Genomic DNA, 22,495 nt, shown 5'->3' on the forward strand with positions numbered 1-22,495 from the left:
CTCCGATCAGCCCTCATAAGGGCGGCAGGCATCCGGGAGGGCGCCCTTCACAGCGCCGGCCTGGCCGTGAAGCCCAGCACGGCTTCCACCGCCGCGGCGGCCGAGAGCAGTCCGGCATCGTCGCCGCGGCGGCCCATGAGCTGGAGGCCGACGGGCAGGCCCTCGCTCAGGCCGCAGGGGAGGCTGATGGCGGGCTGGCCGGTCATGTTGGCGAGGCCGGAGGACAGGCCTTCGGCGTCGCCGTCCTCGCCGCCGATCGCTGGATCCTCGATCGGGGAGACGAAGGCGACGGAGGGGCTGAGCAGGACGTCGAATTCGGCGAAAAGGGCCTCGATCGTCTCGGTGAGCCCGGCGCGGAAGCGCTGCGCCCGCACATAGTCGGTCGCCGGCACCCCGAAGCCGGCCTCGACCTGCGCGCGCGTGCCGGGCGCATAGCCTTCCGGACGCCGCGCGAGGATCGGCTCGTGGATGAGGCTGGCCTCCGGATGCAGGATGGCGATCAGCTCCGCCGATACCCGCTCATGGCCTTCGAAGGAGACCGGCCGGGCCGTGGCGCCGGCCTCGACCAGGCGCGCGACCGCCGCCTCGACCGCGGCCGAGACGCCGGGCCTGACCAAAGGCGAGGCGAGATGCGGTTCGAGGAGGCCGATGCGCAGCCCCTCGATCCGGCGCGGCGCCAGCGCAACAGGGCTGCCGGTCAGGCCGCCGAGCAGGAAGGCGGCGTCCGCCACGCTGCGGGCGAGGGGGCCGGCATGGTCGAGCGACCAGGAGAGCGGGAACACGCCCTGCGTCGAGACGGCGCCGTAGCTCGGCTTGAGGCCGACGATGCCGCAATAGGCGGCGGGAATGCGGATCGAGCCGCCGGTGTCGGTGCCGACGGCGAGCGGCACGATGCCGGCGGAGACCAGCGCCGCCGAGCCGCCGCTCGACCCGCCCGAGGTGCGGCCGGTGTCGAAGGGATTGTTGGTCTGGCCGAGGGCCGGATGGGCGATGCCATAGGCGAATTCGAGCAGGTTGGTCTTGCCGAGGAAGACGGCGCCGGCTGCGCGCAGCCGCGCGACCAGGGCTGCATCCTGCTCGGGCAAAGCGGGATCGAGCGCCCGGGTGGCATAGCCGGTCGGCACGCCCTCGATGTCGATGATGTCCTTGATGGCGACGGGGATGCCGTGCAGCGGCCCGCGGTCGCGGCCGGCCTTCAATTCATCCTGCGCCCGGGCCGCCATGGCGAAAGCGAGGTCGCGCAGCGGATCGATCACGGCGTTGAGCCGCGGCTCCAGCCGGTCGAGGCGCGCCAGCGCGGCCTCGACGAGCGCGCGCGGCGACAGCGAGCCGTCCCGGAAGGCGGCCCCGATGGCGGCCACGCCGGCATAGGCGAATGCGGATGCGTCAGCCATGGCCCTTGAGCTCCTTCAGCCGGTCGATGAGGCGGGCCCAGGCGACGAGCCCAAGGCGGAAATTGGCGAGGCGGAAGAACTCGTTGGGGGCGTGATAGTCCTCGTCCGAGGTCGAGAAGGAGAAGAACACGGTGGGCGCCCCCAATCGGCTCCGGAAGACCGCGCCGATCGGGATGGTGGCGCCCATGGCGACGCGCAGGGGCCGGCGCCCGAGCAGTTCGCCGAGGATGTCCTGCGTCATGCGCAGGCCGCGGTCGTCGGGATCGAGCGCGAAGGCCGGCGAGCCCGGCCCGTGCTCGACCGTTTCGAGCCGATAGCCGCTCGGCAGCCGCGCCTGCAGGTGGCGTCGGATCGCCTCCCGCACCGCCGCCGGATCCTGCCCGGCGACCAGGCGGCAGGTGATCTTGGCCTGGGCCTGCGAGGGGATCACCGTCTTGGTGCCGGCACCGGCATAGCCGCCGCTGATGCCGTTGAACTCCAGCGTCGGCTCCAGCCATTGGCGGATCAGCAGGTCGCGGCCGGCGGGCAGGGGCTCCGGCGCCGGCGCGCCGATGCCCTCGAAATAGGCGCGGGCGTCGAAATCCACGGCGTCGATCGCCTCGACGATGGCTGGATCCGGCGGGACGATGCCGTCATGGAAGCCTTCGACGGCAACCTTGCCGTCCTCCTCGTGCAGGCTCGCCAGCAGGCGAACGAGCGCCCGGACCGGATTGGGGGCGCTGCCGCCGTGCCGGCCCGAATGCAGGTCCTTCGCGGCGCTGTGGACGATGACGTCGAGCGCCGTCATGCCGCGGCTCGCGACCGTCACCGACGGCAGGTCGGCGCGCCACATGGCGCCGTCGGCGGAGACGACGAGGTCGCAGGCGAGTTCCTCGGCGAGCGCCGCCACCGCCGCCTCGAAATGCGGGCTGCCGGATTCCTCCTCGCCCTCGATCAGGAATTTGAGGTTGACTGGCAAAGAGCCGTGCTGCCTGAGCCAGGCCTCGGCCGCCAGGATCGGGATGAGCAGGGGGCCCTTGTCGTCGGAAATGCCGCGGGCATAGAGGCGGTCGTCGCGCAGGGTCGGCTCGAAGGGCGGGCTGGTCCAGCGCTCCAGCGGATCGGGCGGCTGGACGTCGTAATGGCCGTAGACGAGCACGGTGGGGGCGCCGGGCGCCCGGCACCACCCGCCCGTGACGACGGGGTGGCCGCCGGTGGGAACGATGGCCACGTCGTCGAAGCCGGCGCGTTCGAGCCGGCCGGCGACGAAACGGGCGGCCTCGGCGATGCCGTCGCGATAGGCCGGATCGGCGCTCACGCTCGGGATGCGGCAGAAGGCCATCAATTCCTGGATGAAGCCGGCCTCGCCCGCGGCGAGCGCGGCTTCGATGGCTGCGAGATCCCCGCTCATTTGCCGCCGTCCACGCTGAGGACCTGGCCGGTGATCCAGCCGGCGAGGTCGGAGGCGAAGAACAGCACGGCGTTGACGATGTCCTGCGGCGAACCGAGCTTCTTCAGGGCGATGTTGTCGATCAGCTTGCGCTGGCCGGCCTCGCCCATCGCCTCCCATTGGCGCTCCGTCGTCGGATTGGAGCGCACGAAGCCCGGCGCGACATTGTTGACGGTGATACCGAACGGCCCGAGCTCATGCGCCAATTGCCGGGTGAGGCCGATCTGGCCGGCCTTGGCGCTGGCATAGGCCTGGATGCCGGTCAGGCTGATGCCGAGCCCGGCGCCGGAGGAGATGTTGACGATGCGGCCCGAGCCCTTGCGCTTCATGGCCGGCGCCACCGCCTGCGTCATCAGGAAGGCGCCGGTCAGGTTGACGTCGAAGATCGCCTGCCAGTCGGTCGGCGTGATCGCCTCGATCGGCCGCCCGACCTGGCCGAGCACGCCGCCGGCATTGTTGACGAGGATGTCGACGCCCGAGGTCAGGGTTTCGATCTCGGCCACCACGGCTTGGACGGCTTCATGCTTGGAGACGTCGAGCCTGCGCGCCTCGCAGTTCGGGCCGGCGAGCCGCGCCGTCTCCGGCAATTCGTCCGCCAGGATGTCGCAGGCGAACACCCGGCAGCCCTCCCGGGCGAGCGCGACGGCGATGGCGCGGCCGAAGCCGTGCGCCGCGCCGGTGACGAGGGCGGTCCGGCCGGACAGGTCGATGTTCATGCGGCGGCTCCTGCGTCGGCGATGGCGTCGAGTTCGTCGAGCCAGGCGAGGTCGAGCTGGCGCCGGCCCTCCTCGATGTCGTGGATGCGCTCGATCACGCCCTCGACGATCGGCGTCGCGACGCCGTGCCGGCGCCCGAACTCGATGATCGGCCCGAGCTGCGCGTCGACCTCGGTGCGCCGCTTGCGGACGGCGAGATCGCGCCAGATGCCGGAATGCGACTTGGCGGATTTCCGGTTGTGGGCGACCATCTCGTCGAAGGAGCGTGCGGCCACGGCGTAGGGGGCGTCGGGGGCGAAGGCCGCGGGATCGAAGCCGTTGAAGGCTTCGAGCCGGATGCCTTCAGCCGCCGCCACCGCCTGGATCTCATGGGCGAGCTTCACCAGCATCGGCCGGTGGCGCTCGATGGCGAGGACGTCGGCGATGCTGTCATTGGTCAGCGCGGTGGCGAACAGCATGGCTCCGTAGACGAGCTTGGCCCACAGATAGCCCCAGATGTTGGCGGTACGGATGGCGTCGCGGTCGAATTTGCGGAACAGGGCGAAGACCTCGTCGAGGCGCGGCGTCAGCCGGCCGTCGATCTCGCCGACCACGACGGCGCCGCGCCCGCCATAGAGCACGACGCCCGGTTCCATGTAGTCGGCGCCGAAATTCACGAAGCAGCCGACGGTGCGTTCCGCTCCGATCGCCGCGGCGATGCGATGCTCCTCGAGGCCGTTCTGGGCCGAGACGACGAAGCCGCCGGGCGCGAGGTGCCGGGCGACGCCGCCGAGGGTGGCGGCGGTGTGGTGCGACTTCACCGCCAGCACGATGCGGTCATAGGTGCCTTCCACCGCCTCGGGTACGAAGGCACGTGCCGTGACATGGTGCGGATCGACCGGGCCGGTGATGGCGAGGCCCGCCGCGTTGATCGCCGCGACATGGTCGGCGGCGGCGTCGACGAAGACGACCTCCTCGCCGGCACGAATGAAGGCGGCACCGAGGGTGGCGCCGATGGCGCCCGCGCCCCAGACCAGGATGGGGCCGCCGCTCATTGCCAGGGCCCCTCGATGAGGCCGCGCGTCTCCGCCACGGCGAGCGACCAGATCGCCAGCATGTCCTCGTCGGGACGCTCGTAATAGCCGCCGAAATTGCCGTCGCCGAGATAGGCGCGCACGCCTTCGGGGCTGAGCACGCGCAGGCGCTCGAAATCGATCATCGGCTTCTGCTGCGTCGGCAGGACGGCATCCTTCAGCCGCGTCCACGGAAAATTCTCCATCCAGGAGGCGTGCGAGGCGACCGGATCGATCTCCTTGACCTTGCCCATCGTCGCGGGGGCCGCCCACCAATTGTGGAACTTCACCGCTGCGTCGGGATGGTCGGCCATCCATTCGATGGCGAGGCTGCCGGCCGGCTGGTTGCCGCCATGGCCGTTGACGAGGAGGATGCGGCGGAAGCCCTGATGATAGAGGCTGTCGAGGACGTCGCGGACGATGGCGACATAGGTCGCCACGCGCAGGCTCACCGAACCGGGATAAGCGAGGAAATAGGGCGTGACGCCATAGGCCAGCACCGGGAAGACGGGGATGCCGAGCGGCTCGGCCGCCTCGATCGCGACGCGCTCGGAGAGGATCGAGTCCACCGACAGGCTCAGCCAGGCATGCTGCTCGGTGCTGCCGAGCGGCAGGATGGCGCGGTCGTCGTGCTTCAGATATTCCTCGACCTGCGGCCAGTTCATATCGCTGATCTTCATGACGCCTTCCTGTCTGCTGCGGCCGGAGCGCTCCCGGCATCGATGAGCGGCCGGACGAGCCGCTCGATGTCGCCCGGATCGGGCATGTGCCTGTATTCGATGGCCGTGCGCTGCGGCCCCAGTCGATCGAGCACGGACTCGGCGCCGGTGGCATAGACCACGACGTCATGCGCGCCGATCAGCCCGTCGAGATCCGGCGCGTCGACCACGGTCGCCGCGATCGAGTTCACATGCGCGGCGAAGCGCTGCACGCCCGGCTTCATCATCGGCAGGAATTCGGGAAAGCGCGAAACGCACAGGACGCTGGCGAGCGGCGCGATCGAGGCGAGGGCGCGCCGCGTCGCCTCCGAGGGAATGAACCGGATGGCGATGACGCGCTGGCGCGGCAGCAGGGCGGCGACGTCGCGCCGGCGATGTGCCATGGTGAGCACGAGATCGGCGCTCATCGCCCGCCGGCGGGCTTCCTCGCTTTGTTCGAGCGCGTCGATGGTGACCGCCTCGACCGTTGCGAGCGAGCCCAAATTTTCGGCAACGGCCTGGGCGTAGCCGGCAGTCGCCGCCGCAAAGATGCCGACCAGCACGATGTGCTGCACCCGGGCGCGGGCATGGCGGTTCGACAGCCTCGCCCCGATCAGACCCGCAATGTCGCTGAGGCGCAGCCCGAGCGCCAGCCCCTCGTCGATGAGCGCATCGATGCTGCGGTGGAGGTCCGTCACGCGGCTGTCGGTGCTGCTCACGCCGAAATCGCGCTGCGCCACGAAGGTGCCCGATCCCGCCCGCGTCTCGATCAGGCCGGCCTCCTTGAGATCCCGATAGACCTGGCTGACCGTCATCGGGGCGACGCCGGCTTCCTCGGCGAGCTCGCGCACCGAAGGCAGGCGCGCGCCCGGCGACAGCTCCCCGCAGGTGATGCCGTATTCGATGAGGCCGCGCAGCTGTGCGCTCAGCGGGACGGGAAGGTCGCGGTCGACTGTAAGGGCCATGGCATGCTTTATCCGTTCTAGATGGCTAGCACAGTTTTTCCCGGCGCTTCAATTGGATGCATTGCTCAAAAAAGGCGCAGAACCTGCCGAAATTTCTGCCAATCCCGTGAATTGACAGGTCGCCGGAGCGGGGTCTAGCGTACTGGGAAACTAGAACGGTTGGCATTTGAGGGGATGACGATGAAGAGCATTGTACGATTCGCGGCCGCCACGACGCTCATGGCCGGCATCAGCCTGGCGGCCATGGCGGCCAGCCTCGCTCCCGCCGCGGCGGCGCCGCGAGGCGGCACGCTCGTCTATGGCCGCTATGCCGACAGCCTGTTCCTCGATCCCGTGCTCAACGACGCCAATGTCGACATCTGGATCCTGTCCAACCTCTACGATACCCTCCTGCTGCCCACCGACGACGGCAAGGACGTGCAGCCGGGCCTCGCCACGGCCTGGAGCCTTTCGCCGGACGGCAAGGCGGTGACCCTGACTTTGCGCGAGGGCGCCAAATTCTCCGACGGCTCGCCGATCACGGCCGACGACGTCAAATGGTCGCTGGACCGGGCGCGCGACCCCAAGAACGGCATATGGAGCTTTCTCGTCGCCTCGGTAGGCTCGGTCGACATCAAGGACCCCAAGACGGTCGTGCTGAACCTGAAGAACCCGGATCCGGCCATCATCCATGCGCTGACCGTGTTCAACACCGCCATCCTGCCCGAAAAAGTGTTCGAGGCGCAGCCGGGAGCCACGGACGCCGACAAGGCCAAGGCGTTCGGCGAGCATCCCGTCGGGTCGGGCGCCTTCATGCTGCAGTCCTGGAGCCACGGCTCCGAGATGACGCTGGTGAAGAATCCCTATTACTGGCGCATGGGCGACGACGGCAAACCGCTGCCCTATCTCGACGGCATCAAGTTCGAGGTCATCCCCGACGACGCCACCCGCATCCTCAAGGTGCAGTCGGGAGAACTGGACGCGTCCGAATTCGTCCCATTCAGCCGCGTCGAGGAATTGAAGGCCGACGACAAGCTCAACATGGAGCTGTTTCCCTCCACCAAGGTGACCTACGGCAATCTCAACGTCCGGCCCAAGCTGAAGAACGGCTCCGACAATCCGCTCTCCAGCGAGAAGGTGCGGCTCGCGCTCAATTATGCCGCCGACAAGGATGCGATCATCGCGATCGTCACCCATGGCGTGGGCACGCCGATGAGCAGTTTCATGTCCGCGGCGACGCCTCTCCATGTCGGGCAGGGCACCTGGTTCCCCGTCGATGTCGACAAGGCCAAGGAACTGATGAAGGAGGCCGGGTTCGAGAAGGGGTTCAGCTTCTCCTGTCTGGTCATCGCCGGCAATGTCGACGAGATCGGCATCGCCACCGCTCTGCAGCAGATGTGGGCACCGATCGGCGTCACCCTCAATATCGAGCAGGTCGACAACGCTACGCTGGAAAGCCGCTACCGCGACGGCGATTTCTCCATGCGCCTCGGCTACTGGACCGACGACATCGCCGATCCCAACGAGATCACCTCCTATTTCGCCTATTCGCCGACGATCGAGTCCCAGCATTCGGGCTGGAAGAACGAAGAGGCCGACAAGCTGTTCGAGCAGTCCCAGCAGGAACTCGATCCGAAGAAGCGCGCCGACGAATATGCGCGCATCCAGGAGCTCTACAAGAGCGGGCCGATCATCGCGCTCTATGAGGCGCCCTATCCGGTGGTGCTGAAGAAAGACGTGAAGGGATTCCTGCAAATCCCGCTCGGAAACAACATTTTCTCCGGCACCTATATCCAGAAGTGATCGGTCTCCGTCCCGTGTGGCGTGCCTTCCGCTTCGGCTGCGGCCCTCTCCGGGGCCGTTGCGGGGGGCGGGCCATCACCCGAACATTCCGGAGGTCGAGCCCTTGCTGAACGCCGGCTTCGTGATCCGCCGCCTTCTCCAGGTCATCCCCACCTTCATCTTCATCCTGGTGGTGACGTTCCTGATCGTCCGCCTGCTGCCCGGCGATCCGCTCAGCGCCACGGCGGGCGACCGGGTCACCGATGCGCAGGTGGCGCAGTCGAAGGCCGAACTCGGCCTCGACCAGCCGGTCCTCGTCCAGTTCGTCGACTTTCTCCGGCGGGTGGCGACCGGCGATCTCGGCCGGTCCTATGTCGTGCGCATCCCGGTCTGGAGCCTGATCGGCCAGCGCCTGCCGCCGACATTGCTGCTCAGCGCGATGGCGACGGCGATGGCGATCCTCCTCGCGGTGCCGCTCGCCTTCGTGTCCGCCCTCCGGCGGGACCGGGCCGCCGACATGGTCATCCGCGGCGCCTTCCAGGTGGGGCTGTCGATGCCGGTCTTCTATATCGGCCTCGTCCTGCTGACGGTGTTTTCGGCGCAACTGCAATGGTTCCCGGTGGGCGGCTACGGCGACAACTGGCCCGACAGGATCTACCATCTCCTGCTGCCGGCCTTTACGCTCGCCGTCAGCCTGGCGGCGGTGCTGATGCGCAACCTGCGCTCGGCGATCGTCGACGTCCTCAATGCCGAATATGTCGATTTCGCCCGGGCCAAGGGATTGATGCCGCGCGTCATCCTCGGACGCCATGTCCTGCGCAACGCCCTGATCTCCACCGTCGCGCTGCTCGGCCCGATGGTCGGCACCATGCTCGGCGGCGCCGTCATCACCGAATCCGTCTTCGCCATTCCCGGCGTCGGCCGGCTGATGATCGACAGCATCTACGGCCGCGACTATCCGGTGATCCAGGGGCTCACCATGGCGCTGGCGGTCGTCGTCTCGCTGATCTTCCTGGCGACCGACCTCCTGCAGGCGGCGCTCGATCCGCGGGTGGCGAAATGACGGCGATCGAGCCCGTGAGCCCTGTGGTGGCGGCCGTTCCGGCCAAGGCGGCGAGGCGCCGCATCCGCCTTTCCCTGACCTTCCTGGCCGGTGCGGCGATCCTGGCGCTGTCGCTCCTGCTGGCGGTCTTCCCGCAGCTCTTCGCGCCCTACAACCCGACCGCCTTCGACTACAAGGCCATCCTCAAGGGGCCCTCGGCCGCCCACCTGTTCGGCGCCGACAATTTCGGCCGCGATATCCTGTCGCGCACCATCTGGGCCTATCGCGTCGACCTGCAGATCGCCCTGTTCGGCACGCTGTTCCCGGTTGTCTTCGGCACGCTGGTCGGCGCGGTCGTCGGCTATGTCGGCGGCTGGCTGGAAGCCGTGTTCGGGCGCATCGTCGATGCGGTCGTCACCTTTCCCTTCCTGGTGCTGGTGATCGCCATCGTCGCCGTGCTCGGGCCGGGCCTGCTCAATCTCTACATCGCCGTCAGCCTGGTGGGGTGGATCTTCTACGCCAAGCTGATCGTGGCCGAATTCAAGGTCCAGAAGCGCCTTGACTATGCTGCCGCGGCGCGGGTGATGGGCTACGGCACCGGCCGCATCGTGCTGCGTCATCTGCTGCCCAACGCGGTGACCGGCGCCATCGTCTACTGGATGACCGACATGGCCCTGTGCATCCTGCTCGGCTCCAGCCTCGGCTATCTCGGCCTCGGCGCGCAGCCGCCGACCGCCGAATGGGGCGTGCTGATCGCCGACGGCAAGAACTACATGAAGACGGCGTGGTGGATCTCGATCTTCCCCGGTGCGGCGATCGTCCTGACGGGGCTCGGCTTCAGCCTGCTGGGCGACGGCCTCGCCGACATGCTGAGGGTGAAGCGATGAACGGGCAAGCCACCGCCGATCCCGCCAGAGATACCGGCCTGTCGATCCGGGGCCTCACCACGCGCTTCGTATGGGGGAAACGCTCCCTGACGGCGGTCGACCATGTCGACCTCGACCTCCAGCCCGGCGAGGTGCTCGGCCTTGTCGGCGAATCCGGCTCGGGCAAGAGCCTGACCCTGCGGTCCCTGCTGCGCCTCGTGCGCGCGCCCGGCATCGTCGAGGGCTCGGTGACCTGGCGGGGGCGCGATCTCCTCGGCCTGCCCGAGGCGCGCCTGCGCGAGGTGCGCGGCCGCGACATCGCGATGATCTTCCAGGAGCCGATGACGGCGCTCAACCCGGTGATGAGCGTCGAGCAGCAGATCGGCGAGAGCCTGAGCGCCCATACCCGGCTGTCGTCGCGGGAGAGGCGGGCGCGGGCCGTCGAGCTCCTCGACATGGTCGGCATTCCCGCCGCCGCCAGCCGCCTGTCGGACTACCCGCACCAGTTCTCCGGCGGCATGCGCCAGCGCGTGATGATCGCCATCGCGCTCGCCAGCAATCCGAAGCTCCTGCTCGCCGACGAGCCGACCACGGCGCTCGACGTCACCATCCAGGACCAGATCCTCAAGCTCATCCTCAACCTGCGCGAGCAGCTCGGCATGAGCGTCATCCTCGTCACCCACGACCTCGGCGTGGTGGCGCAGACCTGCGACCGGGTCGCGGTGATGTATGCCGGGCGGATCGTCGAGAGCGGGCCGGTGGGGCCGGTCTTCGCGCGGCCGGACCATCCCTATACGCGGGGGCTGCTCGGCTCGGTGCCGCATGGCGGGCGGGAGCGCCAGCCGCTCCTCTCCATCGAGGGGACGCCGCCTTCGCTCGGCGCGATGCCGGCGGGCTGCGCCTTCCATCCGCGCTGCAGCGCCAGCACCGACATCTGCGCCGGCCGGCGCCCCGAACTGGCCGAGACCGGCCAGGGCCGGGCCAATGCCTGCCTGCGCTACAAGGACCTCGCGGGACGGGAGGCTGCGTGATGGCGGTGGACATGACGCAATCCGCCAATCCGCTGCTCGCCATCGACGACGTCGTGGTGCGCTTCGACGTGCCCTATACGACGTTCGATCGCATCGCCGGCCGTCCCCGGCGCGCCGTGCATGCGCTCAATGCCGTCCGGTTCGACGTCCGGCGCGGCGAGACGATCGGCATCGTCGGCGAGTCGGGCTGCGGGAAATCGACGCTCGCCCGCACCATCGTGCGCCTCATCGAGCCGAATGATGGCCAGATCCGGTTCGAGGGCACGGACATCTCGACCCTGCGCGGCGGCAGGCGGCGCGATTTCAACCGCCGCATCCAGATGATCTTCCAGGATCCGTTCGGCTCGCTCAATCCGCGTATGACCGTGCGCCAGGTGCTGACCGAGGCGCTGTCGGTGCATCGCATGCGTCCCGCGAGCGAGATTCCGGCGCGGGTGGCCCAGTTGCTCGACCTCGTCCGTCTGCCGCCCGATGCCGCCGACAAGCTGCCGCACGAATTTTCCGGCGGCCAGCGCCAGCGCATCGGCATTGCCCGGGCGCTGGCGGTCGAACCCGAGATCCTCGTCGCCGACGAGCTCGTGTCCGCCCTGGACGTCTCCGTGCAGGCGCAGGTCGTCAACCTCCTGCTCGAACTGCAGGAGCGGCTCCATCTGACGGTGATCTTCGTGGCGCACGACCTGCGCCTCGTGCGCCATATCTCGCATCGCGTCGCGGTGATGTATCTCGGATCGATCGTCGAGATCGGCCCGACTGAGAGCCTCTTCTCCTCGCCGCGCCATCCCTATACGAAGACGCTGCTCGATGCGGCGCCGGATCTCGACCCGTCGCGCCGCAGCCGCGTCGCCGCGGCGAGGGGCGAGTTGCCGAGCCCGCTCGACATCCCCTCCGGCTGCCCCTTCCACACCCGCTGCCCCCACGCCTTCGAACGATGTTCGACGGAGCGGCCGAACCTGTCGCCGCGCACGCCGTCGCACCGCGCCGCCTGCCTGCTGACGGATTTCGGGGTGGAGGCGGGATAGGGCCGGCACGTCTCGACAGGGATGCGCAGCCCCTCATTTCTATCCTCTCCCCGCAAGCGGGGCGAGGAGACATCGGCGTCGGGACAGATCCGCCACGCTTGCGTCTCGCAGCCCGCTTCTTATGACGCAACGCCGCCATTTCCTTCGCCCCGCTTGCGAGGACTCTTCCTGGGGAAATGCTCGGGGTGAGGATCAGGGGCGGCGCGGCCCTCGCCGGGTCGTCTATGCCGGCACCGGTGCGTCCTTGTCGATCAGGCCCTCGGTCCGCAGGTCGGCCCACAGCGCGACGGGGATCGGCACCTGCAGGGAGGCGATGTTGTTCGCCACTTCCTGGGGCCGGGCGGAGCCGGGGATGATCGAGGCGACGGCGGGGTGGGCGAGGGGGAACTGCAGCGCCGCCGCCTGCAGCGACACGCCATGCGCGCGGCAGACCGCCTCGATGCGGCGGGTCTTGTCCTGGATCTCCTCCGGCGCGATGCCGTAGCGATAGCGCGCGGTCGGCCCGGGGCCGGTCGCGAGGATGCCGGACGCGAAGGGCGCGCCGATGACGACGCCGATGCCGCGGTCGACGCAACGCCTCAGGCCGGTATGGAGGACGCCCTGGTCGAGCAGCGTATAGGGCATGGCGACCAGCACGAAATCGAGATCGACCAGGGGCGCGATGTTGTCGAGGGATTCCTCGACATTGATGCCCATGCCGATCGCCTTGATGTCGCCGGAGCGCTTCAACTCCTCAAGCGCCTTCATGCCGCTGTCGGTCAGGTCCTTCAGCCGGCCGGCGAATTTGTCGCCATGCGAATGGGCGTCGAGATCATGGATCAGCAGGGCGTCCACCGTATCCAGCGCCAGCCGCATCAGGCTCTGCTCATAGGCCCGCATGAAGCCGTCATAGGAATAGTTGAACTCGATCTCGAAATTCAGCCCGCCGCCCCAGGGCGTGCGGTCGAAATGCCGGGGATCGGCCGGGCGGTGCAGGACGCGGCCGACCTTCGTCGTCACCAGGAATTCGTCGCGGGGCTTGTCGATCAGGAAGCTGCCGACGCGGTGCTCGCTCAGGCCGAGGCCGTAATAGGGGGCGGAATCATAATAGCGGACGCCGCCGTTCCAGGCCGCCTCGAGCGTCGCATGGGCGACATCCCCGCCGACCCGGTTGTACATGCCGCCGAGATGGGCGGAGCCGAAGCCGAGCACCGGCAGTTTCAGCCGGCTCGATCCAAGCTGACGATAGTCGGATAGATTGACGGGCACGGGGGGTCTCCTCACGACGGTGCGATTTTGAGACGCCGGCATTGGCTCCTCGCCGCCGTCGTCCTCGCTTGCCCGCCGATTGTATCCGGCAGCGCGCGGGCGGAAGCAATCCCGTTCGAGCGCGAGGCGTCAGCCCGGGCCCCGGTCGGGCCGAGAACCGATCCGACCGGTGCCTTGCGGCCTGCGGGGATTCACTGTTTCAAATGAACAGGAAGGCCTTGCCTCAACGGGGTTGGCTGGGCTTCGGCCTTGGCAGCATCCGAGCAGGAGTGCGGATCCGGCCGGTGGCGCTCATCTCCGATACATTATCGCCTTCGTCGGGCGGCCGGCGAAAACAACAGGCCAAAGGGGATGGCTATGCCACCTCTTCGGCCATGAAGCCAGGCATCCGGTATGATATCGCTGATGGTCGGCAGGCGCCGCCTTGCGGAGCCCGATGACGAGGCCGGGGGAGTTCGTGATAGCGCTATCGTTCGTTATTCCAGGCAGAGTGGCCGGCGCACCCGAGCCCGAAAGCTATTGGCAAGCCGTCAGAAGGTTTTCCGATTCATATTCGCGATTTCCTCCGGGCGTGGATCACGAGCTTGTCCTGGTCAATTCCAACAACGGATTGACGAGCAGCCTGGCCGAGGCCTTCTCGGGCCTGAAATACAGGGTCATCGACTATGACGGCGGGGGCCGGGATATCGGAGCGCACCAGCGGGCGTCGCTTTCCCTCGGTGACGACGATTGGATCATGTGCCTTTCATCCACCTCTTATGCGAGGAGCCCCTCCTGGCTGAAAGCATTCGTGGCGGCCCGGGACGAGAACGGGGACGGTCTGTATGGGTCGACATCGTCATTCGAGTATTCCGCGCATATTCGAACCACCGGCTTCTTCATGCGCGTCGCCCGGCTGCGTGAATATCCGCGCATCTGCACCACTCGGGAGGAGTGCCTGGCGTTCGAGTCGGGTCAGGACTCCATCACGAATTCGGTGCGCGCGCGCGGGCTCGGCGCATGGGTGGTGACGCCCGACAGCGGCACTCTGCGCCTCGCGGAGTCGCGGCGCGTGCCCCATGTGTTTCGGAAAGGAAACCAGTCCAATATCTGGATCTATGACGGCCAGACCGATCTCTATGACAGCCTGGCGCCGAAGCAGCGGGACATCTTGCGCTGGCGGGCCGAGGATATCGCCGTTCCCGGCGGATGGCGGCGGAGCCTGCGTCGCTTCAGGGAACGGATCTGGCGCTGAAACCGCGGTGGCGCGGGCAGCGGGAGCGGGGGGAGACGATGTCCATTCTCAAGCGTTTTCTGCGCAAGAGGGACTTGCGAAATCGAGAGAAGGTCCGCAGTGCGCAAATGCGCGAGCTGCAGAAATACGTGACGATCGGACGGCATACTTACGGGATCACGCCCGAATCGGTTTTTCTTCCATCCTTCGAATCCCGTCTGACGGTCGGGGCGTTCTGCTCGGTCGCGGCGGAAGCACTGATCATGTGCGCCGGGCATCATTTCACCGACAGGGCGACGACCTTCCCGATCCGTGAGTTGCTCATGGGCCACAAGCACGGCGTGACGGTGTTCGGAAAGCCGGTCGGCCGCCGGATCGGCAACGATGTCTGGATAGGCCAGCGAGCGCTGGTGCTGCCCGGCCTCGTTATCGGCGATGGCGCCGTCGTCGGTGCGGGCGCGGTGGTGACAAGAGACGTGCCGCCCTATGCCATCGTCGCAGGCAACCCGGCCCGGGTGATTCGCTATCGTTTTCCCGACGCCGTCATCGCCGCACTGTCGCGGATAGAGTGGTGGAACTGGGAGGACGAGAAGGTCGTGAGAGAAAGCGAGAGCCTCTACGGGCCCGTCGATGCGTTCATCGCCCGGCACGCCGTGGCGTGACGGCTGGAGCGCCAGGTGCCGCTCCAGCCTCCGGAACGCGTCACGCCGCGCGGGCAAACCGTGCGGGACGGAAGGGAGCCAGGAGGGGATGGGGCGTTCCGCTGGCGATCTCGCCGGCCAGCAATTCGCCGGCGATCAGGCCGAGCGTCGCGCCGCTGTGGCTGAAGGCGACATGGTAGCCGGGAATGGCTTCCAGCGGTCCGAACACCGGTTCGCCGTCTCCCGGAATGGGCTTGGGGCCGGCCCCGTAGGAATCGAGCTCCAGCGTCGGATTTCCCGCCAGGACCTTCGAGGCCTCCGCGAGGAGGCCGCGTATGGTCGCGTCCCTGACCTCGAAGCTTCCGTCCGGGTGACGGGTGATTTCCTCCTCCGACCAGGCCGAATCGAGGACCAGGGCTCCCGTCGGCGTTGGCCGGATCGCGACCCGGGGCGTGTTCAGGACGGCGCGCAAGGCGTGCGCGACCGGCCGGGTGCGCACGAGCAAGGAGATCGGCGTGCCGTCCGCGATATGCTGGCCCTCCCGGGCGACGATGGCGGGAACGTCGGCGCCGGCGGCCAGCAGGACGGCGTCGGCCTCGAACCGCCGGCCGTCCGCCATCGTCACGCCGCCGGCGCGTCCCGCCGTGACGGTGACGGTCGCCTTGCCGGCATCGGTGACCAGCGCGCCACCCCTGTCGTGGAATTCCGCGAGCAGCAGGTCGATCAGGGAAGGCAGGTCGACCCAGCCTTCACCCGGGTTGAAGATCGCTCCCCGGGCGGCGATCGAACCGGCGTCGACACCCGGCGTCACCGCGCCGACCTCCTCTGCCGACAGGAAGGCGGCATCATAACCGAGGGCCTTCTCATGGGCGTAGATCCCGGCGATGTCGTTGTCGTCGTCGTCCGCATCCCAGGTCAGGCCACCGTCGAAGCGCAGCCAGGCGGCATCCGGATGCCTGGCGGCCAGGCTGCGGTAGCGGTCGATGCCGATCATGCGCAGGCGATGATAGGCATCGGAGCGCCGGCGCGAGGAATTCAGCCAGGCGAGCGATCGCCCCGATGCGCCGTTCGCGGGCCGGCCGTCCGTCACCAGGATCGTCGAGACGCCGAGGCGCGCCAGATGCACGGCGGACGAGACGCCGAGAATGCCGCCGCCGACGACGACGACGCGTGAAACGGGAGGGGATGCGGTCATATCAGGAGCTTTCAGGTCTTGGAGAATGGAAGAGAGGGGGAGCGCTCGGTCAGAGCATTTCCGAAAGGAAGCGCTGGAGGCGCGGGCTCCGGGGATTGCCGAAGATCGCGTCGGGCGGGCCGGCCTCGACGACCTTGCCCTCGTCCATGAACACCACCTGGTCGGCGACCCGCCGCGCGAAGTTCATTTCATGGGTGACGACCACCATGGTCATGCCGCTCCTGCCGAGATCGGCCATCAGGTTGAGGACGCCCTTGACGAGCTCGGGATCGAGCGCGCTCGTCACCTCGTCGAAGAGCATCAGCTCCGGCTCGAGGGCGAGCGCCCGGGCAATGGCGACGCGCTGCTGCTGGCCGCCGGACAGATCGATCGGGCGATGGCGCATGCGGGTCGCGAGCCCGACCTCGGCGAGACGCTGCTCCGCGATCCGCCGGGCCGCGGCGGCCGGAAGCCCCTGGACCTTGCGCAAGGCGAGCTGGACATTGCCGATCGCGGTATGGTCCGGGAACAGGTTGAACTGCTGGAACACCATGCCGACGCGGCGGCGCAGCAGGTCGGCCTTCATGCGCAGGATGCTGCGTCCGTCCAGGCGGATATCGCCGGCCGCGGGCTCGGCGAGGCGGTTGAGGCAGCGCAGCAGCGTCGACTTGCCGGACCCCGACGGTCCGATCACGCAGGTGATGCTGCCTGCCTCGGCCTTCAGATTCACGCCGCGCAGGACCTTGAAGTCGCCATAGGCCATGTCCAGGCCGACGACCTCCAGCGAGGCGCCCTTGCGCCTGGTGCCGCTGTCTTCGGAAGCGCGTTCGGGAAGAGGGGCGCCCTCGGCCGCCCGCGTGGCGTCGGCGAGTTCCCTCACCTCGTCGAGGCCGCTGGTGACCGTGGTGATGCGGCGGCCGGACCGCAACTGGCGGTCGACGGCGTTGACCACATGGGTCAGGGGCACGGTGATGGCGAGGTAGAAAAGGCCGGCGAGCATCAGCGGCGACAGATTGCCGGACACCACGGCCTGGTCCTGGCCGACGCGGAACAGCTCCCGCTCCGATGCCAGCAGGCCGAGGAAGTAGACGAGGCTGGAATCCTTGATGTTGCCGATGAACTGGTTGACCAGAGCCGGCAGGACGCGGCGCACGCCCTGGGGAATGACGATCAGGCGCATGCCCCTGGGATAGGTCATGCCGAGGGCGCGGCACGCTTCCAGCTGGCCGCGTTCGACGCTCTGGATGCCGGCGCGGAAGATCTCGCCGATATAGGCGCCCGCGATCAGGCTGAGCGCGAGGATGCCGAGCGGATAGGGCGAGGGCCCGAAGATCTGGCGCCCGATACCGGCAAAGCCCTGGCCGATCAGCAGGATGGTGACGATCGCCGGCAGTCCGCGAAAGATGTCGGTGTAGACGCGGGCCGGGGTCCGGATCCAGATCGAACGGGAAATGCCCATGACCGCGAGGATCATGCCGATGACGATGCCCAGCACTGTGGAGGCGAAGGCCAGCAGCAGCGTGTTCTTCAGGCCGACCATCAGCATGCTCGGCAAGACGGCCGCCATGGAGTCCCAGTCGAAGAAGCTGCGTTGGATGATGTCGAACCAGCTCATGCGGCTGTCTTTCCGGCACGCTTGAAGGAAATAAGGGGGCCGATCGCCACGGGGATGCGGGAGCGGGGGGATTCCTGCCCGCTCCCGGCCGTGGCCCGGCCGCGACGACGCCTGTCGAGCGGCGCTATTTGGGAAGATACTGCTCGGGCATCGGCGAGCCCGGGAACCATTTGATGTAGAGCCTCTTCCAGGTGCCGTCCTGCATGGCCTCGTGCAGGGCCTTGTTCAGCGCCTCGCGAAAGGCATCATTGCCTTTCCTGACCACGAAGCCCGCGGGCGCGTCGAAGGAGGGGATGTTGATGGCGAGCCTCAGCCCCTTGAAGCGCTCGCCATATTGCTTGGCCGCCTCGTAATCGAGGAAATGCGCGTCCACGGTGCCGCTGTTGAGCGCCGATATGGCCGAATTGTTGTCGGGGAAATCGACGATGTCCGACTTGGTGAAGTGAGCCTTTGCATAGGTTTCCTGCAGCGTGCCCTGCACGGTGCCGACACGCTTGCCGGCGAGGTCGTCGGCGTTCTTGATCGCCGGATCGGCGGTGATGACGGTCAGGTAGCCGGCAAGATATCCGTCGGAGAAATCGACCGTCTTCTTGCGCGCCTCGGTGGTGCCGATCGCGGCAACCGCAACATCGAAGCGGCCGTTGGCGACCGACGGCATCAGCGCCGAGAAGTCCTGCCCGGTGAACGTCACGTGATCCTTGTCGAAGCCGAGCCGGCGGGCGACGTCCCGGAACAGTTCGACATCGAAGCCGCCGAATTCGCCATTCGCATCGGTGAAGGTGTAGGGCTTGGCGTCGCCCATGCTGCCGACGCTGATCATCGTCGGGTCGATGAGGTGATAGGGGTTGGCGACCTCCGCCGCGAAGCCGCGTCCCGTCGCAACGCCTGCCAGCACGCCGAACGCCGCAGCCGCCATCAGCTGGCGCCGATTGAGCTTTTTCATGCAGATACCCTCTGGTCTTGTTATTGAGAGCGGTCTCATACCACGGTGAGACCGGTCTCTTCAATCCGGAATCGGCATTGACGCTCCCGCATCAAACGAGATAGTGGCGGGGCATGGACAACGAATTCACTGCCAGGCGCGCGGTTACCGTGGCGGATGTGGCGCGGGCCGCCCAGGTATCGAAGGCGGCGGCGGCCCGGGCGCTGGGCGGCTATGGCTCCGTCAGCGATGCCGTGAAGCAGCGGGTGCTGGAAGCGGCAGGCCGTCTCGACTACCGCCCGAACGAACTTGCCCGCACCATGGCCACGGGGCGCTCGGGCACCATCGGCGTGATCGTCGGCGACATCGAGAACCCTTTCTTCGGCTCGGCGGTGCGCGGCATCAGCGACCTGGCGGCGGCATCCGGCTTCGACGTCATCCTGTCGAACTCGAGCGAGACGCCGTCAGCCGAAAAGGCGTCCACGCGGGTTTTCCTGGCCAAGCGCGTGGACGGGCTGATCGTGGCGCCGGCCACGATGCATGACGGCGCCCATCTGGCGGACGCGCTCGGGCAGGGATGCCCGCTCGTGCTGCTCGACCGCGACGTGCCCGGGCTGCCGGTCGACGTCGCGCTCATCGACGACCAGGCGGCCGCACGCGAGGCGACCGGCCTGCTGATCGCTTCGGGGCACCGGCGCCTCGCCTATATCACCGCGACATCCGTGGTCGACGGGCGATACAGTGACACCGGGCAGATCGTGCTGACCACCGTCCAGAATCGCATCGCCGGCTTTCGCGAGGCCGCCGCAGCCGCGGGATTGGCCGAATCCGACCTGCGGATCCGCCTCGGCGCCTCCACGACCGCGCAGTCGCAGGAGATCCTGCTCGAACTCCTGCGCGCGCCCGACCGCCCCACCGCCATCCTGTCGTCCGACAGCAAGATCGCCCTCGAAGTCTTCCGGGCGGCGAGGGCGGTCGGCCTCGCAGTGCCCCGGGACCTGTCGCTGATCACGTTCGACGATGCGGGTTGGACGAGCGCCGTTTCGCCGACGGTCACGGTGGTGTCGCAGCCGTCCTACCGGCTCGGCTACGCGGCCGCGCGCATGCTGATCGAGCGCATCGGCGGCGACAAGTCCGCGCCGCGGCGCTGCGTGCTGGAGACGGCGCTCATCCGCCGCGAGTCGGTTTCCCCGCCGATTGCCGCCGATGCCGTCGAAGGGCGAGCCCGGACCCCGTAGGAATCGCCCGCCCGCCATCCGCAGGCCGGCCTTGCGCTCGCCGCAACCGGGGCGAGGCGCTTTCCGGGAAACGCCGTCTTGCTCCGGCGGTCTGGCCCGCGGCGTCCCGGTCCGGCAAACCGCAAAGGGCTTCAGCGGTTCAGCACATCGCAGTTCGTCCGTCCGGAGGCGATGCAGTTCAGGGTGTCGTTGGCGTTCTGCAGGCTGGTGAACACCCAGACGCCGCCGATGACCAGGAGCGCGATGAAGACGAGGGCGGCGATCTTCGGCCCGTCGCCATGTCGCCTCGGTGGCGTGCTTTTGCCCGTCGTCATGCCCGATCGTCTCCTGCGGGAGGCCGAGGCTTAGCAGGTCAGGACCCCGATGGCACTGCGTCGATTCGGCCGTGGGCCGGCCATCCGCCGCGGCTTCCCTTCCTACGTTCTTTGGAACTGTGCCGAACGATCCGACGCACCGCTTGTTGACAGGATGCTGAATTCTAACTACCGTACTCTGTATACAAAATTGAGTGCGCGAGATTGCCGGTACAAACCATCCTCTCTTCCGACGATTCAGGCTTCCTGCCGGTCAGCTCGGCGACGTTTGCCGATCAGGTCGCCGACCAGATCGTCGATGCCATCGCCGCGCGGCGCCTGGTATCCGGCGAGCGGCTGATCGAGACGGAACTGGCGGCGGCGCTCCATGTCAGCCGGGTGCCGGTGCGCGAGGCGATCCGCATCCTCACCAGCCAGGGCATCGTCGTCGCCACCCCGCGGCGCGGCGCGCGCGTCGCCACCTTCGATGCGCCCTGGGCGCGCCAGCTTCATGATGCGCGCGTGGCGATCGAGCGCCTCGGCGCCCATCTCGCCGCCGATATCGTCAAGAGCGACCCCGCCGCCCTGGCGCGCCTCGAGGTCTGCGTGACCGCCATCGAGCAGGCGAGGGGCAATTGGCTTTCGGTCAACCGGGCCGACATCGCCTTTCATGCGGCCGTGTTCGAGATTGCCGGCAGCCCGCTGATGATCACGCTGTGGAACGCCATTTCCCGGCATGTGCTGATCATGTTCTCGATCGAGACCTATCGCGACGTCGATTTCGACCGCGTGGTCAAGGAGCATCGCGACTATATCGATGCTCTCCTGCACAAGACGCCCGAAGGTATCGACAAGGAGATAGACCTGCATGTCGCGGGCCTGAAGACGTTCGATCTTTGAAAAACAACAATCGTTCCATCCATCCAGAAGAGATAAGACGATGACACGGCTTTCCGATACTTCGTTTACCCTGACCCGTCGCGCCGCCGTCGCCGGCGGCCTGGCCGCCCTGGCCACACCCTTCGTGTCGCGCATGGCCTCGGCCAAGGCGGATGAACTGCGCATCCTTACCTGGGAGGGCTATGCGGAGCCCGATTGGGTGAAGCCGTTCGAGGAAAAGCACGGCGTCAAGGCGTCGGTGGTCTACACCGGTTCCGTCGACGAGATGTTCGCCAAGATGCAGGCTTCGAAGGGCGCCGATTTCGACGTCGTCGCCTTCGATACGTCGAGCTTCAAGCGCTATATCGACGGCGGGCTGATCCAGGTGCTCGACCTCGCCAAGATCCCGAATGCCGCCAATCTCGCTCCGGCTTTCAAGAAGGTCGCGCCGCTGATGCGCGGCGACAAGCAATATGGCCTGCCCTTCGCCTGGGGTTCGCTGCCGCTGGTCTACGACAAGGCGGCATTCCCGACCGCGCCCGACAGCTGGTCCGTGATGTGGGACCCGGCCAATGTGCAGAAGCTGATTGCGCTCGACGACGCCAACAACAATATCGTGCTCGCCGCTATCGTGCTCGGCTTCAAGGACCCCTTCAACCTGAGCGACGACCAGTTCGCGCAGGTCAAGCAGAAGCTGATCGACCAGAAGAAGCTGCTGCTCACCTATTATGCCGGCTTCGACGACGGCGTCAGCATCTTCGCCCAGTCCGGCATCAAGGCGATGTTCTCGATGGGCGAGCCGCAGGTGCCGAGCCTGAAGGCCAAGGGCGTCGATGCCGCCTTCGTCATCCCGAAGGAGGGGGCCATCGGCTGGCTCGACTGCTGGGTGGTCTCGGCCGGCGCCCGCGACGTCGATCTCGCCAATGCCTGGCTCGACGCCTGCCTCGACAAGAAGGTCGGCGGCTTCCTCTCCGACAAGAAGAGCTACGGCAACACCACCGACGAGGACGCCAACAAGCGCAACGGCTTCACTTATGCCGACAAGCTGACCTTCCTGCAGACGCCTGAGAATTTCGACAAGCGTGTCGCGCTCTGGAACGAGGTCAAGGCCGCGCCCTGAGGCCGTTCCGAAACCGCGGGCCTGGGGGGCGGGGCGGGTCGGGGGACCCGCCCACCGGTGTGCCGGTCCCCCGACCGGCACGGAACCGCGCCGCCTGCCGGATGTCGCTCGGCCTCGCCAATCCCGTTCGGCGCGGTCCGGGACAGGCGGGTCGGGGACCCGCCCACCGGTGTGCCGGT

21 protein-coding genes are annotated in these 22,495 nt (G+C 67.8%); 10 read left to right on the forward strand and 11 right to left on the reverse strand.

Annotated elements, in window-relative coordinates; genetic code table 11:
- Nucleotides 1-47: 47 nt before the first annotated feature.
- Genes J3R73_RS09085 through J3R73_RS09110 form a run of 6 tightly spaced genes read right to left on the reverse strand, consistent with a single transcriptional unit; the run spans nucleotide 48 to nucleotide 6,254 of the window.
- A complete protein-coding gene (locus J3R73_RS09085; RefSeq protein WP_307425303.1) occupies nucleotides 48-1,394 on the reverse strand; it encodes an amidase in 1,347 nt (448 codons plus the stop codon).
- Nucleotides 1,387-2,784, reverse strand: coding sequence for a dipeptidase (locus tag J3R73_RS09090; protein ID WP_307425306.1), 1,398 nt, complete (start codon nucleotides 2,782-2,784; stop codon nucleotides 1,387-1,389). Before J3R73_RS09090 ends, J3R73_RS09085 begins: the two co-directional genes overlap by 8 nt.
- Nucleotides 2,781-3,539 carry an SDR family NAD(P)-dependent oxidoreductase gene (locus J3R73_RS09095; RefSeq protein ID WP_307425310.1) on the reverse strand — a complete coding sequence of 253 codons (759 nt, stop codon included), beginning with the start codon at nucleotides 3,537-3,539 and terminating at the stop codon, nucleotides 2,781-2,783. The genes J3R73_RS09090 and J3R73_RS09095 overlap by 4 nt, the downstream gene beginning before the upstream one ends.
- Nucleotides 3,536-4,573 carry a ketopantoate reductase family protein gene (locus J3R73_RS09100; protein WP_307425312.1) on the reverse strand — a complete coding sequence of 346 codons (1,038 nt, stop codon included), beginning with the start codon at nucleotides 4,571-4,573 and terminating at the stop codon, nucleotides 3,536-3,538. The genes J3R73_RS09095 and J3R73_RS09100 overlap by 4 nt, the downstream gene beginning before the upstream one ends.
- On the reverse strand, nucleotides 4,570-5,271 hold the full coding sequence (locus J3R73_RS09105) for a creatininase family protein (protein WP_307425314.1): 702 nt from the start codon (nucleotides 5,269-5,271) through the stop codon (nucleotides 4,570-4,572). Before J3R73_RS09105 ends, J3R73_RS09100 begins: the two co-directional genes overlap by 4 nt.
- A complete protein-coding gene (locus J3R73_RS09110; RefSeq protein ID WP_307425317.1) occupies nucleotides 5,268-6,254 on the reverse strand; it encodes a GntR family transcriptional regulator in 987 nt (328 codons plus the stop codon). Before J3R73_RS09110 ends, J3R73_RS09105 begins: the two co-directional genes overlap by 4 nt.
- A 180-nt stretch (nucleotides 6,255-6,434) precedes the next feature.
- Here J3R73_RS09110 and J3R73_RS09115 point away from each other — a divergent pair, with 180 nt between their 5' ends.
- From J3R73_RS09115 to J3R73_RS09135, 5 genes are all read left to right on the forward strand, one after another.
- Nucleotides 6,435-8,036, forward strand: a complete 1,602-nt coding sequence (locus J3R73_RS09115) for an ABC transporter substrate-binding protein (protein WP_307425321.1) — start codon at nucleotides 6,435-6,437, stop codon at nucleotides 8,034-8,036.
- Nucleotides 8,037-8,139: 103 nt separating this feature from the next.
- Complete coding sequence (locus J3R73_RS09120) at nucleotides 8,140-9,078, forward strand: ABC transporter permease (protein ID WP_307425324.1); 939 nt, start codon at nucleotides 8,140-8,142, stop codon at nucleotides 9,076-9,078.
- Entirely contained in the window at nucleotides 9,075-9,944 is an 870-nt protein-coding gene (locus J3R73_RS09125; RefSeq protein ID WP_307425327.1) for an ABC transporter permease, read from the forward strand. Before J3R73_RS09120 ends, J3R73_RS09125 begins: the two co-directional genes overlap by 4 nt.
- Nucleotides 9,941-10,954 (forward strand): ABC transporter ATP-binding protein, encoded by a 1,014-nt coding sequence (locus J3R73_RS09130; protein WP_307425330.1) that lies wholly within the window; start codon nucleotides 9,941-9,943, stop codon nucleotides 10,952-10,954. The genes J3R73_RS09125 and J3R73_RS09130 overlap by 4 nt, the downstream gene beginning before the upstream one ends.
- Nucleotides 10,954-11,973 carry an ABC transporter ATP-binding protein gene (locus J3R73_RS09135; protein WP_307425333.1) on the forward strand — a complete coding sequence of 340 codons (1,020 nt, stop codon included), beginning with the start codon at nucleotides 10,954-10,956 and terminating at the stop codon, nucleotides 11,971-11,973. The genes J3R73_RS09130 and J3R73_RS09135 overlap by 1 nt, the downstream gene beginning before the upstream one ends.
- Nucleotides 11,974-12,195: 222 nt before the next feature.
- Here the strand turns inward: J3R73_RS09135 and J3R73_RS09140 are convergent, their stop codons facing one another.
- On the reverse strand, nucleotides 12,196-13,221 hold the full coding sequence (locus J3R73_RS09140) for an aldo/keto reductase (RefSeq protein ID WP_307425336.1): 1,026 nt from the start codon (nucleotides 13,219-13,221) through the stop codon (nucleotides 12,196-12,198).
- A 490-nt stretch (nucleotides 13,222-13,711) separates the two neighbouring features.
- Here J3R73_RS09140 and J3R73_RS09145 point away from each other — a divergent pair, with 490 nt between their 5' ends.
- Nucleotides 13,712-14,455 carry a hypothetical protein gene (locus tag J3R73_RS09145; protein WP_307425339.1) on the forward strand — a complete coding sequence of 248 codons (744 nt, stop codon included), beginning with the start codon at nucleotides 13,712-13,714 and terminating at the stop codon, nucleotides 14,453-14,455.
- Between the two features lie 38 nt (nucleotides 14,456-14,493).
- Nucleotides 14,494-15,096, forward strand: a complete 603-nt coding sequence (locus J3R73_RS09150) for a CatB-related O-acetyltransferase (RefSeq protein WP_307425342.1) — start codon at nucleotides 14,494-14,496, stop codon at nucleotides 15,094-15,096.
- Nucleotides 15,097-15,136: 40 nt separating this feature from the next.
- On the opposite strand, the gene J3R73_RS09155 is transcribed toward J3R73_RS09150, so the two are convergent.
- From J3R73_RS09155 to J3R73_RS09165, 3 genes are all read right to left on the reverse strand, one after another.
- Nucleotides 15,137-16,270, reverse strand: a complete 1,134-nt coding sequence (locus J3R73_RS09155) for an NAD(P)/FAD-dependent oxidoreductase (RefSeq protein WP_307425345.1) — start codon at nucleotides 16,268-16,270, stop codon at nucleotides 15,137-15,139.
- A 49-nt stretch (nucleotides 16,271-16,319) separates the two neighbouring features.
- Nucleotides 16,320-17,864, reverse strand: a complete 1,545-nt coding sequence (locus tag J3R73_RS09160; protein WP_307425347.1) for an amino acid ABC transporter permease/ATP-binding protein — start codon at nucleotides 17,862-17,864, stop codon at nucleotides 16,320-16,322.
- A gap of 124 nt (nucleotides 17,865-17,988) precedes the next feature.
- Nucleotides 17,989-18,807 (reverse strand): ABC transporter substrate-binding protein, encoded by an 819-nt coding sequence (locus tag J3R73_RS09165; protein ID WP_307425350.1) that lies wholly within the window; start codon nucleotides 18,805-18,807, stop codon nucleotides 17,989-17,991.
- Between the two features lie 113 nt (nucleotides 18,808-18,920).
- Between J3R73_RS09165 and J3R73_RS09170 the strand changes: the two genes are divergently transcribed.
- Entirely contained in the window at nucleotides 18,921-20,024 is a 1,104-nt protein-coding gene (locus J3R73_RS09170; protein WP_307425352.1) for a LacI family DNA-binding transcriptional regulator, read from the forward strand.
- Nucleotides 20,025-20,155: 131 nt separating this feature from the next.
- On the opposite strand, the gene J3R73_RS09175 is transcribed toward J3R73_RS09170, so the two are convergent.
- The gene (locus J3R73_RS09175) at nucleotides 20,156-20,338 is read right to left on the reverse strand and encodes a hypothetical protein (protein ID WP_307425355.1); all 183 of its coding nucleotides are present in this window, start codon (nucleotides 20,336-20,338) and stop codon (nucleotides 20,156-20,158) included.
- A 204-nt stretch (nucleotides 20,339-20,542) separates the two neighbouring features.
- Between J3R73_RS09175 and J3R73_RS09180 the strand changes: the two genes are divergently transcribed.
- The gene (locus J3R73_RS09180) at nucleotides 20,543-21,217 is read left to right on the forward strand and encodes a GntR family transcriptional regulator (protein WP_307425357.1); all 675 of its coding nucleotides are present in this window, start codon (nucleotides 20,543-20,545) and stop codon (nucleotides 21,215-21,217) included.
- Nucleotides 21,218-21,257: 40 nt separating this feature from the next.
- On the forward strand, nucleotides 21,258-22,316 hold the full coding sequence (locus tag J3R73_RS09185; protein ID WP_307425360.1) for an extracellular solute-binding protein: 1,059 nt from the start codon (nucleotides 21,258-21,260) through the stop codon (nucleotides 22,314-22,316).
- Nucleotides 22,317-22,495: the final 179 nt, after the last annotated feature.

It is taken from the genome of Labrys monachus, assembly GCF_030814655.1.
Taxonomy (GTDB): Bacteria; Pseudomonadota; Alphaproteobacteria; order Rhizobiales; family Labraceae; genus Labrys; species Labrys monacha.

Bases quoted from the DNA above. Each gene is read 5' to 3' on its own strand.
- J3R73_RS09085 (WP_307425303.1), bottom strand. From the start codon at position 1,394: ATGGCTGACGCATCCGCATTCGCCTATGCCGGCGTGGCCGCCATCGGG.
- J3R73_RS09090 (WP_307425306.1), bottom strand. From the start codon at position 2,784: ATGAGCGGGGATCTCGCAGCCATCGAAGCCGCGCTCGCCGCGGGCGAG.
- J3R73_RS09095 (WP_307425310.1), bottom strand. From the start codon at position 3,539: ATGAACATCGACCTGTCCGGCCGGACCGCCCTCGTCACCGGCGCGGCG.
- J3R73_RS09100 (WP_307425312.1), bottom strand. From the start codon at position 4,573: ATGAGCGGCGGCCCCATCCTGGTCTGGGGCGCGGGCGCCATCGGCGCC.
- J3R73_RS09105 (WP_307425314.1), bottom strand. From the start codon at position 5,271: ATGAAGATCAGCGATATGAACTGGCCGCAGGTCGAGGAATATCTGAAG.
- J3R73_RS09110 (WP_307425317.1), bottom strand. From the start codon at position 6,254: ATGGCCCTTACAGTCGACCGCGACCTTCCCGTCCCGCTGAGCGCACAG.
- J3R73_RS09115 (WP_307425321.1), top strand. From the start codon at position 6,435: ATGAAGAGCATTGTACGATTCGCGGCCGCCACGACGCTCATGGCCGGC.
- J3R73_RS09125 (WP_307425327.1), top strand. From the start codon at position 9,075: ATGACGGCGATCGAGCCCGTGAGCCCTGTGGTGGCGGCCGTTCCGGCC.
- J3R73_RS09130 (WP_307425330.1), top strand. From the start codon at position 9,941: ATGAACGGGCAAGCCACCGCCGATCCCGCCAGAGATACCGGCCTGTCG.
- J3R73_RS09135 (WP_307425333.1), top strand. From the start codon at position 10,954: ATGGCGGTGGACATGACGCAATCCGCCAATCCGCTGCTCGCCATCGAC.
- J3R73_RS09150 (WP_307425342.1), top strand. From the start codon at position 14,494: ATGTCCATTCTCAAGCGTTTTCTGCGCAAGAGGGACTTGCGAAATCGA.
- J3R73_RS09155 (WP_307425345.1), bottom strand. From the start codon at position 16,270: ATGACCGCATCCCCTCCCGTTTCACGCGTCGTCGTCGTCGGCGGCGGC.
- J3R73_RS09160 (WP_307425347.1), bottom strand. From the start codon at position 17,864: ATGAGCTGGTTCGACATCATCCAACGCAGCTTCTTCGACTGGGACTCC.
- J3R73_RS09165 (WP_307425350.1), bottom strand. From the start codon at position 18,807: ATGAAAAAGCTCAATCGGCGCCAGCTGATGGCGGCTGCGGCGTTCGGC.
- J3R73_RS09170 (WP_307425352.1), top strand. From the start codon at position 18,921: ATGGACAACGAATTCACTGCCAGGCGCGCGGTTACCGTGGCGGATGTG.
- J3R73_RS09175 (WP_307425355.1), bottom strand. From the start codon at position 20,338: ATGACGACGGGCAAAAGCACGCCACCGAGGCGACATGGCGACGGGCCG.
- J3R73_RS09185 (WP_307425360.1), top strand. From the start codon at position 21,258: ATGACACGGCTTTCCGATACTTCGTTTACCCTGACCCGTCGCGCCGCC.